This window comes from Streptomyces sp. NPDC056161 (assembly GCF_042268025.1).
In the GTDB taxonomy this organism is placed as follows: domain Bacteria; phylum Actinomycetota; class Actinomycetes; order Streptomycetales; family Streptomycetaceae; genus Streptomyces.
This window is the reverse complement of the sequence record NZ_JBHJUV010000037.1, coordinates 17,034-33,264: the sequence shown is the minus strand read 5'-3', so window position 1 is coordinate 33,264 and position 16,231 is coordinate 17,034. Positions and strand designations below refer to the sequence as shown.

Genomic DNA, 16,231 nt, shown 5'->3' with positions numbered 1-16,231 from the left:
CGTCGCCTTCCTCGAAGGAATTCCGTCATGGGTCACGACGAGCCCGGAGGGACCGAGGTAACCGTCGGACGCACAGCCGGACGTACAGCCGGACGTACGGCGGTGAGCCGCGTCCGGTGCGGCGGCCCTCACCGTGTTACGGATCCACGCATCGGGCACCCAGCCGTGTTACAACCGGGTGACCTGCGTAAATGCTGTGTTCCCAAACCCCGTGAGGGCTTGTTGGCCGGTTCTGGTCCATGCCTAAGCTCCCCTCCATCTTCAGATGGTCGGACCAACCGGCCAACGGCAGGGGGTGTCCAGTGGACGCGTTCGATGCGTTCGTACGCCGGTCGATGAGCGTGAGCACGGAGATCGTGGCGCACATCGAGATGCTGATCAGCAGGGGGTCCCTGGCGCCGGGGACGAAGCTTCCGCCGGAGCGCGAGCTGGCCCAGGCGCTCAAGGTGTCCCGGGGCTCGCTCCGTGAGGCGATGCACGAGCTGGAGGCCAAGCGGGTCGTCGAGCGCAAGCCGGGCCGGGGCACCGTGGTGCTGGAGGCGCCGTCGCACGCCCAGTCGCTGTACGAGGAGATGTCGGAGTCCGACCGCACCCTGCGCGACGTGGCGGAGCTGCGCGAGACGATCGAGCCGAAGTTCGCCCAGCTGGCCGCCGAACGCGCGACCAGGGCCACGCTGTACGCCCTTGAGCAGGTGCTGGAGCAGACCAGCCGGGACGTTCCGCCGGACGAGTCGATCAAGGCCGACATCAGCTTCCACATGCTGCTCGCGCAGGCCTCGCAGAACCCGCTGATGGTGGCGCTGAACTCGTTGGCCAACACCTGGACCTCGTCGGTCCGCGCCTTCTCCCACACGACCGCCGAGGCCCGCAGGTCCTCGCACAACGGCCACGTGCTCATCTTCACCGCGGTCCGGGACGGCGACGGCGCCGCGGCCCGGGACGCGATGCTCGCCCATCTCGCCGACGTCGCGAACCTGACGAGGGACGAATACCCCTCGTTCTGAACACCCCACGTCCTGACCGGCTCCCCGCACGCAGACCGGCTCCCTGCCTGATCGATCCGCGAAGAGAGAACTCCATGCGTCCTCAGTTCACCCTCCGCCGCCCGCCCCGGGCGGCCACGGCCGGCGCCGCCGTCGCGCTCGTCGTCCTCACCGCGTCGGCCTGCGGCAGCGGCGGCGGCGCGGTCTCCGCCGCCGGCCAGGGGACCGGCTTCAAGGTCGTCCTGCCCTGGTACGCCGACCCCGAGGGCGGCGGGTTCTTCGCGGCGCAGTCGGAAGGGCTCTACAAGAACCGCGGCCTCGACGTCACCCTGCAGTCCGGCGGCCCCCAGGTGTCGGCCACCCAACTGGTCGCGGCCGGCCGGGCCCAGGTCGGCTTCACCGATGCCGCCGGCCTCGTCCAGGCCCGCGAGCAGGGCATTCCCGTCGTGGCGATCGGGGCGCTCTACCAGGACAACCCGGTGGGCGTGATGGTGCACGCCGACACCGGCATCACCTCGTTCGCCGGAATGCGCGACAAGACCTGGGTGGTGCAGACGGGGCAGCTCGGCCCGGAGTGGGTGCGGAAGACGACCGGTATCGGCTTCAGGACACAGACGTACCAGGGTTCCATCGCCACCTTCCTCAAGGATGACGGGCTGGTGCAGCAGGGATGGCCCACCAACGAGGCGTACCAGGCCCAGCGAGCCGGTGTGAAGGTGAACTTCGTGCCGTTCTCGGCCTCCGGGTTCAACCCCTACAACGATGTCTTCTTCACCTCCGAGTCCTATCTGAAGAGTCACCGCAAGGAGCTGACCGACTTCCTGGCCGCGAGCATGCGGGGCTGGAAGGACTACATGGGCGACGTGGCGGTGGCCAAGAAGGCCAACACCGCGATCCTGAAGGCGAACGGGCAGCAGACCTCGCAGAGCGTCTGGTACGCCTGGGACAAGCAGCGCGCGTACGTGGTCGCCGACGAGGGCAAGCAGCGGCTCGGCGCCATGACCGAACAGCGCTGGGCCACCTTCGTCGACCAGATGCGCCGGCTCGGCCGGCTCAAGAGCACCCCGGACACCAAGGACCTGTACGACGCCTCGCTGCTGCCCAAGGTGCCCGCGCCCGCCTCCCTGCCGGCCGCCCCGTCCGGCTCCTACTGACCTGCCGGGCCGACCCGATGGCACCTCGGAAGGAGTGACGTCATGAGCACAATCCCAGTCGACCGTCCGGTGGTCGACGTCGATCCGCTGGTCTCGTTCGACGGCGCGGACAAGGTGTACAGCAGCGGATTCCGGGCCCTCGCGCCGATCGAACTCCGGCTGCCGCGGGCGGAGATCACGGTCCTGGTCGGACCGTCCGGGTGCGGCAAGACCACCCTGCTGCGGATGGCCGCCGGCCTGACCACTCCGACCCACGGCACGGTGGTCCGCCGCACCGAGCGGATGTCGTACGTGTTCCAGGACCCGACGCTGCTGGCCTGGCGGTCGATCAGGGCCAATGTCGAACTGGTCGCCAAGTTGCAGGGGGTTGCCCGGCAGGAGCGACGGGAGCGGGCGCGGAAAGCCATCGAGCTGGTGGGCCTGGCGGGCTTCGAGAAGTCGTATCCGCGGGAGCTGTCCGGCGGGATGCGGATGCGGACCTCGCTCGCCCGGTCGCTGACGAGCGAGCCCGAACTGCTGCTGATGGACGAGCCGTTCGCCGCCCTGGACGAGTTCAACCGGGAGAAGATGGGCACCGAGCTGATCAACCTCTGGCGCAACCGCCGAGTGACGGTCATGTTCGTCACCCACTCGATCGCCGAGGCGGTCAGGCTCGGACATCAGATCGCCGTCCTGGGGACCGGCCCGGGGCATCTGGTACGGCTGCTGCGCTCGCCGAGCCCGCCCGCAGCACAGCCGTCCGCAGAACGTGACGACGCGGCGCTGGCACACCTGCGCGCCGACATCTCGACGATGCTGGGAGGTGGCGGGATTTGACCACGACACAGGTGACCGAGAGTCCTGAGGTGTCGACCCGGGCGCCGGGCGGGACTGTCCGCCGACGCCGGACGCTGCGTCCGAGCGTCGTGCTGCCACCGCTCGGGGCCTTCGCGGTCGGCGTGGCCGGGTGGCAGCTGGTCATCACCCTCTTCGGCATACCCGGCTACATGGTTCCGTCGCCGGCGACCATGGTGCGCACCCTCGCCGACGAGTCCGGCACGCTCGGACAGCCCACCTGGGTGACCCTGCGCGAATCCCTGGCCGGCTTCGCCATCGCCGCCGGAGCTGGTGTGCTGTTCGCGCTGCTGATGGCCCGCTGGCAGCTCATGGAGCGCAGCCTGTATCCGTACCTGATCCTGTTGCAGACCATCCCGATCGTGGCCGTCGCGCCCTTGTTCGTGGTCTGGCTCGGCCCCGGCATGGCGACGAACACACTGGTGGCCGCCATGATCGCGCTGTTTCCTGTGGCCGCCAACACGCTCCAGGGCCTGAAGTCCACCGACCGCAACCTGGTGCAGCTCTACACCATGGCCGGTGCGTCGCCCCGCGTGCGGCTGCTGTGCCTGCGGCTGCCCGGAGCGCTGCCGTCCGTCCTGACCGGTCTGCGGGTGGCGGCCGGCGCCTCGGTGATCGGGGCGATCGTCGGCGAGTTCGTCGCCGGGGTGGGCGGCGGGGCCGGCGGACTGGGCTACGTGATCACGGAGAGCGCTGTGCAACTGCGCACACCCGAACTGTTCCTCGCGGTGATCGCCGCCAGCATCGTTTCCCTGCTGCTGTTCGCCGTGGTGGTACTGGTCGAGCGGCGGCTGCTCGGCCAGTGGCACGAGTCGGCGCTGCCGACCGAGGAATGACCGCCGTCGGCGTCCTGGACCTGGATCTGGAGAGAAGATGACCACCGCACAACAAGGCTTCCTGTGGGCCGAGCAGACCACCGAGGACATCGCGGACCTCGCCGGGGACAGCGCGGTCGCCGTCCAGCCGATCGGCGCCGTGGAGCAGCACGGACCGCATCTGCCGCTGGTGACGGACGCGCTGATCGCCGAGTGCTTCGCCCGCGGGGCCGTGCGCGGCCTCGGTGCCGGGGCCGGCGTGTGGGTGCTGCCGACCCTGTCCTACGGCAAGTCCACCGAGCACCTCGGCCGGGCCGGCACGATCGCGCTGTCGACCGCGACCCTTCAGGCGGTGTGCATGGACCTCGGGGCGTCACTCGCCGCCAGCGGGGTGCGCAAGCTGGTGTTCGTCAACGGGCACGGCGGTCAGCCGAGCCTCCTGGACGTGGTCGCCCGCGACATCCGCCACGCGTACGGCCTTCAGGTGTTCTCCGTCATGCCCGCCAGGTTCCCGCTGCCGGACGGGGTCACCGACCCGGACCCGTTCGGGATCCACGGCGGGTTCGTCGAGACGTCGCTGATGCTGGCCCTCGCGCCGCATCTGGTGCGCCTGGACGAAGCCGTGGCGGACGGGCTGGAACTGGGCGAGCTGTACCGCGCGCGGCGGCATCTGACGTTGGAGGGGGTGGTGCCCACCGCCTGGCTGATCGACGACGTCTCGGCGTCCGGGGTGGTCGGCGATCCGGCCGGCGCCTCGGCCGGGACCGGCGAGCGGCTGGTGGCGGACTGGACCGCCCGGCTCGCCGAGGCGCTCACCGAGGTGCGGGCGTTCTCCTTTCCCCCGTTTCCCCCGGTCCGCCGCCGGGAAGGCGCGGCACGGTGACGGCGGCGCAACCACGCGGCCCGGCAGCGCCACGCGGCACGGCAGCGTCACGCGGCACGGCGCCGACGGCACGGTCCCACGGCACGGTGCCGGTGGCGCGCTCCTCCGGCTGGGCGACGGCCGCGGACACCGACGCCGCCCTGACCGTGCGGAACGCGCTGTTCCTCACCCTGGCCGACGGGCAGGAGCCGTTCGACGGCTGGATGAACGTCGGCGCCGACGGCCGGATCACCGGCATCGGCCCCGGAGAACCCCCGGTACTCGGCGCCCGGGTGCTCGATGCCCGGGGACGGATCGTCGCGCCCGGCTTCGTCTCCGCGCACAGTCACCTCCACACCACCGGCCTGCGCGGCCTGGCCGCGGGCGAGACGCTGTATCCGTGGGTGCGCGCCAACAACCAGGTCCTGCTCGGCGCCGGCGCCGAGGACCTGTACTGGTTCACCCTGCACGGCTGCCTGGACTTCCTCGGCAACGGAATCACCTCGGCCTTCAATTTCACCCAGAACCGCGTGCTGTGGCTCTACGACGAGCGGACCGGCCGCGATGAGGCGGCCGAGGTGCGCTCCGAGGAGTTCCTGACCCGGCAGTTCGACGCGGCGGCCGACTCGGGCCTGCGTGTGCTGACGGCCGTCCGCCTGGACGACGAGGCGTTCGGCCGGACCGAGGCCCTGGACAACTTCGACCGGATGGCCGCGGCGGTACGGGAGCGGACACCGGCCCACGCGCACCTGGGCGTCTCGGTGTACGGGTCGGTGCAGTGGGCCGGCGCCCCCGGCACGGCGGAGCTGGAGGCCGAGGTGATGGACCGGCACGGGATCATCAACCAGGCGCACTTCGTGGAGAGCGCCGACAACCTCGCCGCGCAGCAGGGGAAGTACGACTGGTACCGCCGGGCCGGTGCCTTGGGGCCCCGGATGATCTTCGGGCACTTCGTGCACCCCACCGACGAGATGGTCGACAGCGTGGCGGAGACCGGCTGCGCGGTGGTCTGGCAGCCCACGTCCAACGGGCGCCTCGGATCGGGCGTGGCCGATGTCGCCCGCTACCGCGCGCGGGGCATCCGGGTCGGCATGGGCCTGGACGACCAGTCCTGCACGGACGTGTCGGACCCGTTCCAGAACATGCGGATCGGCATGTACGCGCTGCGGGCGCGGTACACACAGGCGTCCGTGATGATGCCGCGGGAGGTGCTGCGCATGCACACCCTCGGCTCGGCCGAGGTGCTGGGCGTCGCCGACCGGGTCGGCAGTCTGGAGGTCGGCAAGTTCGCCGACTTCCTCGTCGTCGACCCGGCGCGGCCGGACACCGGTCCGGTGTGGGACGCCCACGCCACCTACGTCCTCGCCTGCGGGCCGCGCAACCTCAAGGAGGTCTATGTCGGCGGGCGGCGCGTCAGTGCCGAGGGGCACTCCTCGCACCCCCACGCGCAGGCGGTCACCCCGCAGTTGCACGCCCGGATCGCGGCCGCGGCACGCAGCCGCGGCCTGCCGGTCCCGCGCACCGTCCCCGCCGCGGCGGACGGGCACACCCCCCTGAACCTGGAGAGCCGATGACCACCCGCACCCGCCGGCACCTGCCCGCCACCGTGTCGACGACCCTGTGGGGCCGGCTGCCCTGCGCCGAGGACGCACCGGTTCTCTCGGTGGAACCGGGCGAGCAGTTCAGCGTCGACACGGTCAGCCACGAAGGCGTCCTGGAGGACCAGGGCCGCGACCCGGTGGCGTTCTTCGGCGGGTACGGAGTCGCGCCCGGGGACGTCCTGCCGGACGCCGTCGCCATCGCGAAGGACGGGCTGCACACCCCGGCCGACGGGCCGCACATCGTCACCGGCCCCGTGGAGGTGCGGGGCGCGGCCGTCGGCGACTACCTCGCGGTGCGGGTGGACGAGCTGGTGCCGCGCACCAACTACGGAGTGATCTCCAGCCGGCACGGCAGAGGGCTGCTCCCCGGCCGCTTCCCGGTCGGTGCCGCTGCGGCCAGCGTCTTCTGCGAAGTGCTCGGCACGGGCCCGGACCACTCCGTCGCCCGCGCCACGCTACCGCTGACGGCCACCGCAACGGAGCGGGTGGTGCGCTTCCCCCTCGCGCCGTTCCTCGGGGTGATGGGGGTGGCGACGCCCGGCTCCGCCCGGCTGCACTCCACCCCTCCCGGCGAGCACGGCGGCAACCTCGACATCTCCCTCCTGCGCGAGGGCAGCACCCTCTACCTGCCGGTCCAGACACCGGGTGCGGGCTTCTACGTGGGCGACCCGCACTTCGCGCAGGGCAACGGGGAGATCGCGCTGACAGCCCTGGAGGCGCCGCTGCGCGCCTCGTTGACCGTCGATCTGGTGCCCCGCGCGCGGGCCGCGGAGCTGTTCGGCGACGCCCGCGGCCCGGTGGTACGGACCGCGGAGCACCTGGTGCCGACCGGCCTGGACGTCGACCTCGACCAGGCCGTCGCCAAGTGCGCCGACAACGCCCTGGCTCTGCTCAAGGCGTCCTTCGGGATGGACCCCGAGCTGGCCTACGCCTATCTCAGCGCCGCGACCGACTTCGACATCTCCCAGGTCGTCGACGAGGTCAAGGGCGTTCACGCTCGGATCAGACTCTCCGATTTCGGCCTCGTGGAAGGAGCGGCATGGTGACCTCGGACCACCAGGACTGCACGGTGATCGCCCCGGAGGGCACGCCGACCGGTCTGCTGGACGCGTTCTGGCGCTACGACCGGGCGCTGCTGGCCGACGACCGGTCCACGCTCGACGCGTTGTTCATGCCCGGCCCGCACACGCTGCGCGGGGACGGCCGGGGGGTGCTCGTCGGGCACGAGGCCATCTCCGGATTCCGGGCCGCCCGGGGCCGCGTGCCCACCCGCCGGGTCGTCGAACTGCACGTACGACCGCTGGGCGGTGACGCGGCCCTGCTGGTGGCACGCACCCGGGACAGGCAGGCGGACGGGTTGCAGACACAGGTGTGGCAGCGCACCGCACCGGGTGGCTGGCGGGTGTCGGCCGCACACGTCACCCTGCCCGTGCCGCCCTCCGGCGCCGGGGCATCGCCTCCCCCCGCCGAGGCGTCGCCCTCCCCCGCCGGGACGCCGGCCACCTCCGTCGCCTTCGACCGGTCGATCTGGCGAGTCGTGGGCGATCCGCTGGTCGCCGCGACGTCCCCGGGCCCGCTGGACGGCCTCGGCATCGCGGTCAAGGACCTGTTCGCGGTGGCCGGGCAGCCCATCGGGGCCGGGGTCGCGGCCTGGCTGGCCGAGCAGCGCCCGCAGACCCGCACGGCGCCGGCGCCGACGGCGCTGCTCGACGCGGGCGCGCACATCGTCGGCATCGCCCGCACGGACGAGTTCGCCTACAGCCTGGCGGGGGCCAACGCCCACTACGGGACGCCACCGAACCCGGCCGCGCCCGACCGCGTCAGCGGCGGCTCGACCAGCGGGGCCGCCAGCGCGGTGGCACTGGGACAGGCCGCCGTGGGACTCGGCACCGACACCGCGGGATCGATCCGCGTGCCCGCCTCCTACCAGGGCCTGGTGGGGCTGCGCAGCACGCACGGTGCGATCGGCACCGACGGCCTGCTGCCGCTCGCCCGGTCCTTCGACGCCGTCGGCTGGCTCACCCGGGACGTGCCCACCTCGATGGCGGTGGCGCGGGTGCTGCTCGGCGGTTGTGGTGGCGGGGCGCCCGCCGAACGCACCGTCCGGCTGCCGACCGTGGAGGCCCTGGCCGCGCCCCAGGTGGCCGAGGCGTTCTCCGCGACCGTCGAGCGGGCCGCCGCCGCGGGCCTGCTCCCGCCGGTGCGGGACGTCGACCTGCCGCGTGAACTCCTGGAGGACTGGTTCAAGGCGTTCCGTACGGTGCAGGCCCGACAGGCGTGGCAGGCCCACGGCGACTGGCTGACCGCCCACCCCGGCGCGTTGGGGCCCGACGTGGCCGGCCGGTTCGCCCAGGCGTCCCAGGTGGGCGAGGACGAGGCGGCGCGGGCCCGGTCGGTGGCGGCCGGGGCTGCCGCACGGCTCGGCGAGTGGCTGTCCGGCGCCGTCCTGGCCCTTCCGACCGCGCCCGGCCCCGCGCCGTCGCGGACCGAGGACCCGCGGCGGATCGAGGCCGAACGGGCGGCGATCCTGCGGATGACGTGCCTCGCCGGGCTGGCCGGGGCGCCGGCGGTGTCCCTGCCCCTGCTGCGCTCCGCCGAGGGGCTGCCGGTCGGGCTGTGCCTGCTCGGCGCGCCCGGCACCGACCTCGGTCTGCTCGCCCTCGCCGCCGGCCTGGAGACGTCCGGATGAGCGCCCATGTCACGCCAGGCGGCACCGGCCCGGCGGCCGGGCCGGGCGGATCCGGTGCGAGCGCCGCGCCCGACGCACCCGAAGCGGCCGGCCGGTACGCGCCGCTGCGGCACCGCAACCGCTGGCGGTTCACCGGCACGCTGGTCGATCTGCACCGGCCGGCGCAGCCGGTCCGGACGGCGACGCTGCGGGCCGAACCCTCACCGGTCGTCTTCGATCCGTCGCGCACGGCGCTGATCGCGGTGGATCTCCAGAACGACTTCTGCTCGCCCGGCGGCTGGCTGGCCGGTGTCGGTGTGGACGTGTCGGTCCTTCGGCCCGCGGTCGAACTCAGCGCGCGGGCCGTGGCCGCGGCCCGCGCCGCCGACGTACCGGTGGTATGGCTGAACTGGGGCAACCGCCGGGACCAGGCGAACATCCCGCCCGGTGTGGCGCACGTCTACGACCCGACGGGCATCGGCGCCGGCATCGGCTCCCGGCGATCCGCAACCGGCTCCCGGGTGCTGACCGAGGGCAGTTGGGGCGCCGACCTGGTGGACGGGCTGGTGGCGGAGCCCGGCGACATCCGTGTGGACAAGTACCGGATGAGCGGCTTCTGGGACACCCCGCTGGACAGCATCCTGCGCAATCTGCGCGTCGACACGCTGGTGTTCGCGGGAGTCAACTCCGATCAGTGCGTCTACGCCACCCTCGTCGACGCCGCCTGCCTCGGCTACGACGTCGTCCTGCTGACCGACGCGTCCGCCACCACCTCGCCCGCGTACTGCCACGACGCCACCGTCTACAACACCCGTCAGTGTTTCGGTTTCACCACGTCGACCCCCGACCTGGTCGAGGCCCTTTCCGCCCCCCAGGAGGACACTCCGTGAGCACCCCGCCCGTCCTGCGCCGTCTCGACGACGTCGTCCCGCGCCTCATCTCACCAAAGGACACCGTCCGGCTCGCCTGTCTGGCCGGCCCGGCGGACGGCTCGCCGACGAGCGTGTTCTACGAGGTGTGGGAGCCCGGCGGCGCCCAGCCGGACAACTCCCACCCCGGTTCGACGGAGATCTTCGTGGTCCTCGGCGGTCACGGCCTCGCGCACAGCGACGAGCACTCCGTACCGATCGGTCCCGGAGACGTCCTCGTCCTGCCTCCGGGCTCGGTGCACCGCATCGAGAACACCTCGGCCACCGAGCGCCTGTACACCGTCACGGTCATGGCGGAGGACGGCGGCGCGCTGCCGGGCGGCTTCGCCGCTCTGGTGGCGGCGGGGACGCCGACCGGCTGGGACGGCACGGACCAGTCCGTGCTGCGCCGCGGCTGAGCACACTGCGCCGCCGGACTCCCGTCGTGCCCGGTCTGCCCGGCACCGGACTCAGACGCCGAGGACGCCGTTGCTGAAATGCGCCAGTTGGGCCCGCAGTCTGTCACGCGGCACCCCTCCCTTCCCGGCGAGGTGCTCGACGAGGTCGGCGCGGGTGGCGGCGAGCAGCGCGTGGGCGGTGAAGTCGCCGTGGGCGAGGCCGGGGATCTGTTCCAGCACGGATCGCAGGAGGCCGTGCCACCACTCGTAGTGTTCCGCCTGGTACGGGCTGCCGGTCCCGCTCTCCTCCAGGGCGAGCGCGAGGGGGCGGTTGTCGAGTTTGAAGCACAGGAGCGCGTCGAGCAGGGCGGGTACGCGCTCGGCCGGCGGGGTCGCGGGCCCGAGCGGGGGCGGCCCCGACTCCACGGCCTCCCGCACCGGCGTGAGCCGCGCCTCGTACAGCGCGCGGAGCAGCCCGGTGCGGTCGCCGAACGCGCGGAAGAGAGTCCCCTTGCCGACGCCGGCCGAGGCCGCGATGTCGGCCATCGTGACGTCTTCGGGGCTCCCGGAGCGGGCGAAGAGGGCATCGGCTGCCGCGAGGACGGCCTCACGGTTGCGGGCGGCGTCCTTGCGGGGCTTGCGTTCAGGCACCCGGTTCCTCCATTTGCAAAGCGGACCCGTGGTCCGTATCGTCGAATCGGACCCAGGGTCCGGATTCTACGAGAGGAAGCACACCCATGTCCGCATCGACCTCCCCGGCGGATCTGTACCGCCACAGCCTTCAGCTGCTGCTGGACAAGGACGTCCCCGCATGGGTCGGCCTGTGGGCCGACGACGGCGTGATGGAGTTCCCCTTCGCCCCCGCGGGCTGGCCGGCCCGGCTGGAGGGCAAGGAGGCCGTGGCCGCGTACATGCGCCACTACCCCGACCACATCGATCTGCACGACTTCCCCGAGCTGCGGATCCACCGGACCACCGAGCCGGACACCATCGTGGCCGAGATGCGCGGCACCGGCCTCCTGGTGGAGTCGGGCCGCCCGTACGACATGACCTACATCGCGGTCGTCACCGTCCGGGACGGACGCTTCACGTCGTACCGCGACTACTGGAACCCGCTCACCGTCCTCGAACCGGGCGTCGACTTCACCGGGAGCAGCCGATGACGGCCACCGGCACCACCTTGGTCATCGGCGCCACCGGCACCACGGGAGGCCGCACCGCCGCGCGGCTGACGGCGGCCGGTCACCGGGTCAGGGCCGCGAGCCGACGCGCGAGCCCGGTCCCCGGCGCGGAACCGGTCCGCTTCGACTGGTACGAGCCCGCCACCCACGCCGCCGCCCTGGACGGAACCGACCGCGTCTACCTCGTACCTCCCCTCGGGGACGCCGACCCGGCGGCCGTGATGCTGCCGTTCCTCCGGCGGGCGCGGGCCGCCGGGGTGCGCCGTGCGGTGCTCCTCAGCGCCTCGGCCGTCCCCGCGGGCGGCCCGGCGGTGGGCCTGGTCCACCAGGCCCTGCCGGGACTCTTCGACGAGTGGGCGGTGCTGCGGCCCTCCTGGTTCATGCAGAACTTCACCGGCAGCCACGCCCATGCGCTGAGCATCCGGGCGGACGGCACCATCTGGACCGCCACCGGGGACGGCCGTGTCGGCTTCGTCGACGCCGAGGACATCGCGGCGGTCGCCGCCCACGCCCTGACCGACGAGCACGTCCCCGGCACCGACCTCGTCCTCACCGGTCCGCAGGCCCTCAGCCACGACGACATCGCCGCGGCCCTCACCGAGGTCACCGGGCGGCGGGTGGTCCACCGCCGGCTGTCCCACGACCGGATGCGCGACCGTCTGGCGGCGCACGTGCCGATGGACTTCGCCGTCCTGCTGGCGGACATGGACCTGGCCATCGCCGAAGGTTCCGAGGACCGCGTCACCGACACCGTGCGGCGCGTCACCGGACGTCCCGCCCGCAGCTTCCGCACGCACCTCGAACAGGAACAGGGCCTGCGGGCCGGTTCCGGACCCTCCGGTGGGACGCCGACCGCCTGAGCACCGACGCCTGCCGCCGCGAGCGGGTCTGACACGGAAATCCGTTTCCGGCGGTGCCCCGATGCCTCTACGGTGGCGCGGTGACGACTCAGGTGATCATTCTCAACGGTGGTTCCAGCTCGGGGAAATCCGGAATCGTCCGGTGTCTCCAGGCGGTCCTGCCGGGCCCGTGGCTGGCCCTCGGGACGGACACCCTGGTCGACGCGATGCCGGCGTCCATGCAGGCGTCGGACGGCGGAATCGGGTTCGCCCCGGACGGAGAGGTGAGCGTCGGGCCGGAGTTCCGCGCCCTGGAAGCGGCGTGGATCGAGGGGGTCGTCGCGATGGCCCGCGCGGGCGCGCGGGTCGTCGTCGACGAGGTCTTCCTCGGCGGCGCCGACTCCCAGCGGCGCTGGCAGCAGGCCCTGGGAGAGCTGCGGGTGCTGTGGGTCGGCGTCCGGTGCGACGGCGCGGTCGCCGCGGGGCGCGAGGTCGCACGCGGCGACCGGATCATCGGGATGGCCGTGTCCCAGGCTGAACCGGTCCACCGGGGCGTGGTCTACAACCTTGAGGTGGACACCACGCACACCGAGTCGATGGAGTGCGCGCGGACCATCGCCGCGCACATCGGGTGACCGGCGGGCCGGGCGGCGGTGTGCGGACCCGCGGACCTGGTGTTCAGACCTGGGCGAGGCCGCCGTCGACGAAGAGTTCGGCCCCTGTCGTGAACGAGCTTTCGTCGGAGGCGAGGAACACGGCTGCCGCCGCGACCTCGTCGGCGCGGCCGATCCGGCCGAGGGGGATCCGCGGCAGGAAGGCGTCAGCGATGTTCGGTTCGCCCTCCACCGGGGACCCTGCCTGGCGGAGGCCGGGGGTCTCGATCGGGCCGGGACTGATGGCGTTGACCCGGATGCCGCGGCCTGCCAGTTCGGCGGCCCAGGTGCGGGCGAGATTGCGGTCGGCCGCCTTGGTGGCGCTGTAGACGCCCATGCCCTCAAGCCCCATCGAGGCGTTGGTGGAGGACAGTACGATCACCGACGCGCCGTCGGCCAGCAGAGGCAGTGCCTTCTGGACGGTGAAGAGCGCGCCCTTCACATTGACCCCGAAGGTCCTGTCGTACTGCTCCTCGGTGATCTCACCCAGCCGGGCGGTTTCCGCGGAGCCGGCATTGGCCACGACGACGTCCAGCCGTCCGCTGTGCTCCTTGATCATCCCGAAGAGGTGATCAAGATCGTCGAGATGCGACACATCGCTCTGGACTCCGACGGCCCGTTCACCTACGGCCTCCACGGCCGCGTCCAGTTCGATCTTGCGCCGACCGGTCAGATAGACGGTGGCTCCCTCGGCGGCGAACCGACGGGCGATGGCCAGCCCGATACCGGTCGACCCACCGGTCACCAGGGTCACTTTCTCATCGAGTTGTCCCATGATGGCCACTTCCTTGCGGTAATCAAGTTCATTACATCTGGGATCTCCTGATACCTGTGCAGCACCAGCACCCGAAGCGGTATTCCGGGGCGATATCCCCCCTTCGCCTCGACGGCCTCACGCCACCCGCCGATCAGGGCGACAAGACGGTTTCGCCGCCGCTCAGCCGCCGCCGCACCGTCCAGGCCGCCACCCTCGCAGCCCCGCACATCAACCCGTGGGCCGGGGCGTGGGATCAGGCGGGTTCCGCCGTCTGTCCCGTCGTACCGTGCGGGCGCCGCCTCGCCGAGTCGAGGTTCGTGCGTGATCTGGCCGTGTCCGGGTGGTCGGTGCCGAGGATCCGGGTGCGGTCCGCCAGTACACCGGCGAAGAGTTCCACCGCGCGGTCCGTCTCGCCGGACGATTCGTAGGCCGCGGCCAGATTGCTGCGGGAGACGAGGGTGTCCGGATGGTCCGGTCCGAGGATGCGTTCCCGGGCGCCGAGCGTACGCAGGCAGAGCGCGACCGCGCGTTCCGCGTCACCTGCGGCGCGGTACGCGCCGGCCAGGACGTTCTGCGCCCACAAGGTGCTGGGGTGGTCGTCGCCCAGGGACGCACGACACTGGTCCAGGGTCCGTTCACACAGTTCCACCGCCCGCCTGAACTGCTGGTCCGCGCGGCAGGCGGAGGCGAGGTTGTGCCAGGCGCGGAGGGTTTCCGGATGGTCCTCGCCCAGCGAGCGGCGACAGCGTTCCAGCGTGCGCTCGCACAGCGGGAACGCGTGGTCCAGGTCGCCCAGCACCCGGTAGGCGTCCGCGAGGTCGTTGCGCGCGCTCAGCGTCACCTGGTGGTCCTCGCCCAGTGCGCGCTCGCGCGCGTCGAGTGCCGCCTGGTACGCCAGGATCGCCTGGCGCGCGTTGCCTGCCACCCGGTAGGCGTGCGCGAGCACGCTCCAGGCGCTGTACGTCTCGATGTGCTCGTCGCCGAGGGCCCGCAGGCAGCGGTCGAGCGTCTCCAGTGCCTGCGCCACGGCCTGCGCCGTGTCGCCCGTCTCCCGGTGCGCGCCCGCCAGTTCGTACCTGGTCCGCAGGGTGTCCGGATGGTCCTCGCCCAGCAGTCGGCGTTTCGCGGCGAGCACGCGGGCGAGCCGTTCGACGGCGCGCCCCGCGGCTCCCTGGCCGAGCAGGAACCGCCCGGCCATGCCGAACAGCCACGCCGACCACACCGTGTCCGTCTCCGGCGGGGCGTGCTCGGCCAACGCGTCGATGTGCGGGAGCAGTTCCCGCCAGGCGGGCCAGCAGGCCGGGTCGGCCCACGCCTGCGGCACGGCCCGCACCAGATGTCCCACGGCGATCTGCCTGGCTTCCTCGATCGCCGCGGCGTCGCGATGCGGATCCCGGCGGTCGGCGGTCCGGGCGACGGCCTGCACCAGGCGGTGCACGGACACGGTCCGGGCCGCCGCGTCGAGGCCGACCATGCTGTGCGCGGCGAGCCGGCCGCGGGCGCGCCGCACGGCGGGCGGCGGGCCGAGAGCGTCCAGCAGGGAGAACGGCACACCGTCGGGGGCGTACCAGGCGAGCACGCGCAGCATCGTGCCGGCGTGCGCGTCGTCGGCGATCCGGTCCAGCGTCACGCGCCAGATACGGGCCACGGTCCTGCTGCTGTCACCGCCCTCGCCCGAGTCGTCGTACATCTCGGCGGGGTACCCGGCCAGCAGGTCGAGGTATTCGGCCGGGGTCGTGCCGGTCTCCACGCAGTAGGCGGCGGCCTGTTCGACGGCGAGCGGCAGGTGTCCGAGTTCCTCGCAGAGGGCGGCGGCGCCGTCAGGCGTTGCGCCGGAGCCCTCCCGCCGGGTGGCGATACGGGTGAACAGGGCGACGGCGTCGGCGGGTTCCAGGACGTCGAGGGCCAGGGGCTCGGCGACGCCGTGCCATCCGGTCGCGCGGCGGCTGGTGATGACGAAACGCCCTGAGGAGGTGCGGTCCAGCAGCCAGGTGACGTCCGCCGGGTCGGACACGCTGTCGAGCACCACCAGCCAGCCGTCGTGCGAGGCCAGCCACTGCACCGCGCGCTCGCACAGGGCCTCCTGCGACAGGAAACCCGCGAGACCCGGTTGCAGCGCGGTGGCGAGAGAGGCGAGGCCCGCGTCCACGTCGGCCCGGGTCTCGGCGCCTATCCACCAGACCGGGTTGAACCGATCGGCCCGCCGGTGCGCCCAGTGCGCGGCCAGCGCCGATTTGCCGATGCCGCCCAGGCCGTGGAGCGCCCGGATGACAACGCCCCGCTCGCGCTCCATCGCCCGGTCCAGCAGGGCGAGTTCGTCGTGACGGCCCACGAAGCCCAGCCGGGCCGGCACATTGCCGAGGTGGGGCGGCGAGGGGGCCGCGATGGCGGGATCGAGGGGCAGCACCACCTGCTGGTCGACGTGGACGGCGACGGAGTTGTCGCCGGTGACGGCCATCCCGACGTCGCCCGACGCGGCGACCGAGCGAAGACCGGAGGACTCGGCGGCCGTATGACTCCCCGATGCTTCCGCCGCCCCGCTCATACGTCACATGATGACCTCCGGTACGCCTCCGCG

The 16,231-nt window shown here is 72.6% G+C and carries 16 protein-coding genes; 13 read left to right on the top strand and 3 right to left on the bottom strand.

Annotated features, from left to right (window positions below):
- The first annotated feature begins 302 nt into the window (after positions 1 to 302).
- The 10 genes from ACFC09_RS29725 (at position 303) to ACFC09_RS29680 (ending at position 10,244) form a co-directional block, all read left to right on the top strand.
- Entirely contained in the window at positions 303 to 1,004 is a 702-nt protein-coding gene (locus ACFC09_RS29725) for a FadR/GntR family transcriptional regulator (protein ID WP_376533421.1), read from the top strand.
- A gap of 74 nt (positions 1,005 to 1,078) precedes the next feature.
- Positions 1,079 to 2,137 carry an ABC transporter substrate-binding protein gene (locus tag ACFC09_RS29720; protein WP_376533420.1) on the top strand — a complete coding sequence of 353 codons (1,059 nt, stop codon included), beginning with the start codon at positions 1,079 to 1,081 and terminating at the stop codon, positions 2,135 to 2,137.
- A gap of 42 nt (positions 2,138 to 2,179) precedes the next feature.
- A complete protein-coding gene (locus ACFC09_RS29715; RefSeq protein ID WP_376533419.1) occupies positions 2,180 to 2,953 on the top strand; it encodes an ABC transporter ATP-binding protein in 774 nt (257 codons plus the stop codon).
- Complete coding sequence (locus tag ACFC09_RS29710; protein ID WP_376533418.1) at positions 2,950 to 3,807, top strand: ABC transporter permease; 858 nt, start codon at positions 2,950 to 2,952, stop codon at positions 3,805 to 3,807. Before ACFC09_RS29715 ends, ACFC09_RS29710 begins: the two co-directional genes overlap by 4 nt.
- Positions 3,808 to 3,844: 37 nt before the next feature.
- Positions 3,845 to 4,669: a creatininase family protein gene (locus tag ACFC09_RS29705; protein WP_376533417.1), complete on the top strand. Its 825-nt coding sequence runs from the start codon at positions 3,845 to 3,847 to the stop codon at positions 4,667 to 4,669.
- A 92-nt stretch (positions 4,670 to 4,761) separates the two neighbouring features.
- On the top strand, positions 4,762 to 6,222 hold the full coding sequence (locus ACFC09_RS29700; protein WP_376533416.1) for an amidohydrolase family protein: 1,461 nt from the start codon (positions 4,762 to 4,764) through the stop codon (positions 6,220 to 6,222).
- Positions 6,219 to 7,295: an acetamidase/formamidase family protein gene (locus ACFC09_RS29695; RefSeq protein WP_376533415.1), complete on the top strand. Its 1,077-nt coding sequence runs from the start codon at positions 6,219 to 6,221 to the stop codon at positions 7,293 to 7,295. The genes ACFC09_RS29700 and ACFC09_RS29695 overlap by 4 nt, the downstream gene beginning before the upstream one ends.
- Positions 7,289 to 8,938 (top strand): amidase, encoded by a 1,650-nt coding sequence (locus ACFC09_RS29690; RefSeq protein ID WP_376533414.1) that lies wholly within the window; start codon positions 7,289 to 7,291, stop codon positions 8,936 to 8,938. Before ACFC09_RS29695 ends, ACFC09_RS29690 begins: the two co-directional genes overlap by 7 nt.
- Complete coding sequence (locus ACFC09_RS29685) at positions 8,935 to 9,807, top strand: cysteine hydrolase family protein (RefSeq protein WP_376533413.1); 873 nt, start codon at positions 8,935 to 8,937, stop codon at positions 9,805 to 9,807. The genes ACFC09_RS29690 and ACFC09_RS29685 overlap by 4 nt, the downstream gene beginning before the upstream one ends.
- Positions 9,804 to 10,244, top strand: coding sequence for a cupin domain-containing protein (locus ACFC09_RS29680; protein ID WP_376533412.1), 441 nt, complete (start codon positions 9,804 to 9,806; stop codon positions 10,242 to 10,244). Before ACFC09_RS29685 ends, ACFC09_RS29680 begins: the two co-directional genes overlap by 4 nt.
- Positions 10,245 to 10,295: 51 nt before the next feature.
- Here the strand turns inward: ACFC09_RS29680 and ACFC09_RS29675 are convergent, their stop codons facing one another.
- Positions 10,296 to 10,874: a TetR/AcrR family transcriptional regulator gene (locus tag ACFC09_RS29675; protein WP_376533411.1), complete on the bottom strand. Its 579-nt coding sequence runs from the start codon at positions 10,872 to 10,874 to the stop codon at positions 10,296 to 10,298.
- Positions 10,875 to 10,960: 86 nt separating this feature from the next.
- Here ACFC09_RS29675 and ACFC09_RS29670 point away from each other — a divergent pair, with 86 nt between their 5' ends.
- The 3 genes from ACFC09_RS29670 (at position 10,961) to cpt (ending at position 12,878) form a co-directional block, all read left to right on the top strand.
- Positions 10,961 to 11,386: a nuclear transport factor 2 family protein gene (locus ACFC09_RS29670; RefSeq protein WP_376533410.1), complete on the top strand. Its 426-nt coding sequence runs from the start codon at positions 10,961 to 10,963 to the stop codon at positions 11,384 to 11,386.
- Positions 11,383 to 12,264 carry an NAD(P)H-binding protein gene (locus ACFC09_RS29665; RefSeq protein ID WP_376533409.1) on the top strand — a complete coding sequence of 294 codons (882 nt, stop codon included), beginning with the start codon at positions 11,383 to 11,385 and terminating at the stop codon, positions 12,262 to 12,264. The genes ACFC09_RS29670 and ACFC09_RS29665 overlap by 4 nt, the downstream gene beginning before the upstream one ends.
- An 80-nt stretch (positions 12,265 to 12,344) precedes the next feature.
- A complete protein-coding gene (gene cpt / locus ACFC09_RS29660) occupies positions 12,345 to 12,878 on the top strand; it encodes a chloramphenicol phosphotransferase CPT (RefSeq protein WP_376533408.1) in 534 nt (177 codons plus the stop codon).
- A 43-nt stretch (positions 12,879 to 12,921) separates the two neighbouring features.
- Here the strand turns inward: cpt and ACFC09_RS29655 are convergent, their stop codons facing one another.
- Both ACFC09_RS29655 and fxsT read right to left on the bottom strand, forming a co-directional pair.
- Complete coding sequence (locus tag ACFC09_RS29655) at positions 12,922 to 13,671, bottom strand: SDR family oxidoreductase (RefSeq protein ID WP_376533407.1); 750 nt, start codon at positions 13,669 to 13,671, stop codon at positions 12,922 to 12,924.
- 235 nt (positions 13,672 to 13,906) lie between these two features.
- Positions 13,907 to 16,198 carry an FxSxx-COOH system tetratricopeptide repeat protein gene (gene fxsT, locus ACFC09_RS29650; protein WP_376533406.1) on the bottom strand — a complete coding sequence of 764 codons (2,292 nt, stop codon included), beginning with the start codon at positions 16,196 to 16,198 and terminating at the stop codon, positions 13,907 to 13,909.
- Between the last annotated feature and the right edge of the window lie 33 nt (positions 16,199 to 16,231).

What these genes read in the sequence shown, in the direction of transcription:
- ACFC09_RS29720 (WP_376533420.1), top strand. Translation starts at nt 1,079, where the DNA reads ATGCGTCCTCAGTTCACCCTCCGCCGCCCGCCCCGGGCGGCCACGGCC.
- ACFC09_RS29715 (WP_376533419.1), top strand. Translation starts at nt 2,180, where the DNA reads ATGAGCACAATCCCAGTCGACCGTCCGGTGGTCGACGTCGATCCGCTG.
- ACFC09_RS29705 (WP_376533417.1), top strand. Translation starts at nt 3,845, where the DNA reads ATGACCACCGCACAACAAGGCTTCCTGTGGGCCGAGCAGACCACCGAG.
- ACFC09_RS29695 (WP_376533415.1), top strand. Translation starts at nt 6,219, where the DNA reads ATGACCACCCGCACCCGCCGGCACCTGCCCGCCACCGTGTCGACGACC.
- ACFC09_RS29690 (WP_376533414.1), top strand. Translation starts at nt 7,289, where the DNA reads ATGGTGACCTCGGACCACCAGGACTGCACGGTGATCGCCCCGGAGGGC.
- ACFC09_RS29685 (WP_376533413.1), top strand. Translation starts at nt 8,935, where the DNA reads ATGAGCGCCCATGTCACGCCAGGCGGCACCGGCCCGGCGGCCGGGCCG.
- ACFC09_RS29670 (WP_376533410.1), top strand. Translation starts at nt 10,961, where the DNA reads ATGTCCGCATCGACCTCCCCGGCGGATCTGTACCGCCACAGCCTTCAG.
- ACFC09_RS29665 (WP_376533409.1), top strand. Translation starts at nt 11,383, where the DNA reads ATGACGGCCACCGGCACCACCTTGGTCATCGGCGCCACCGGCACCACG.
- ACFC09_RS29655 (WP_376533407.1), bottom strand. Translation starts at nt 13,671, where the DNA reads ATGGGACAACTCGATGAGAAAGTGACCCTGGTGACCGGTGGGTCGACC.
- fxsT (WP_376533406.1), bottom strand. Translation starts at nt 16,198, where the DNA reads ATGAGCGGGGCGGCGGAAGCATCGGGGAGTCATACGGCCGCCGAGTCC.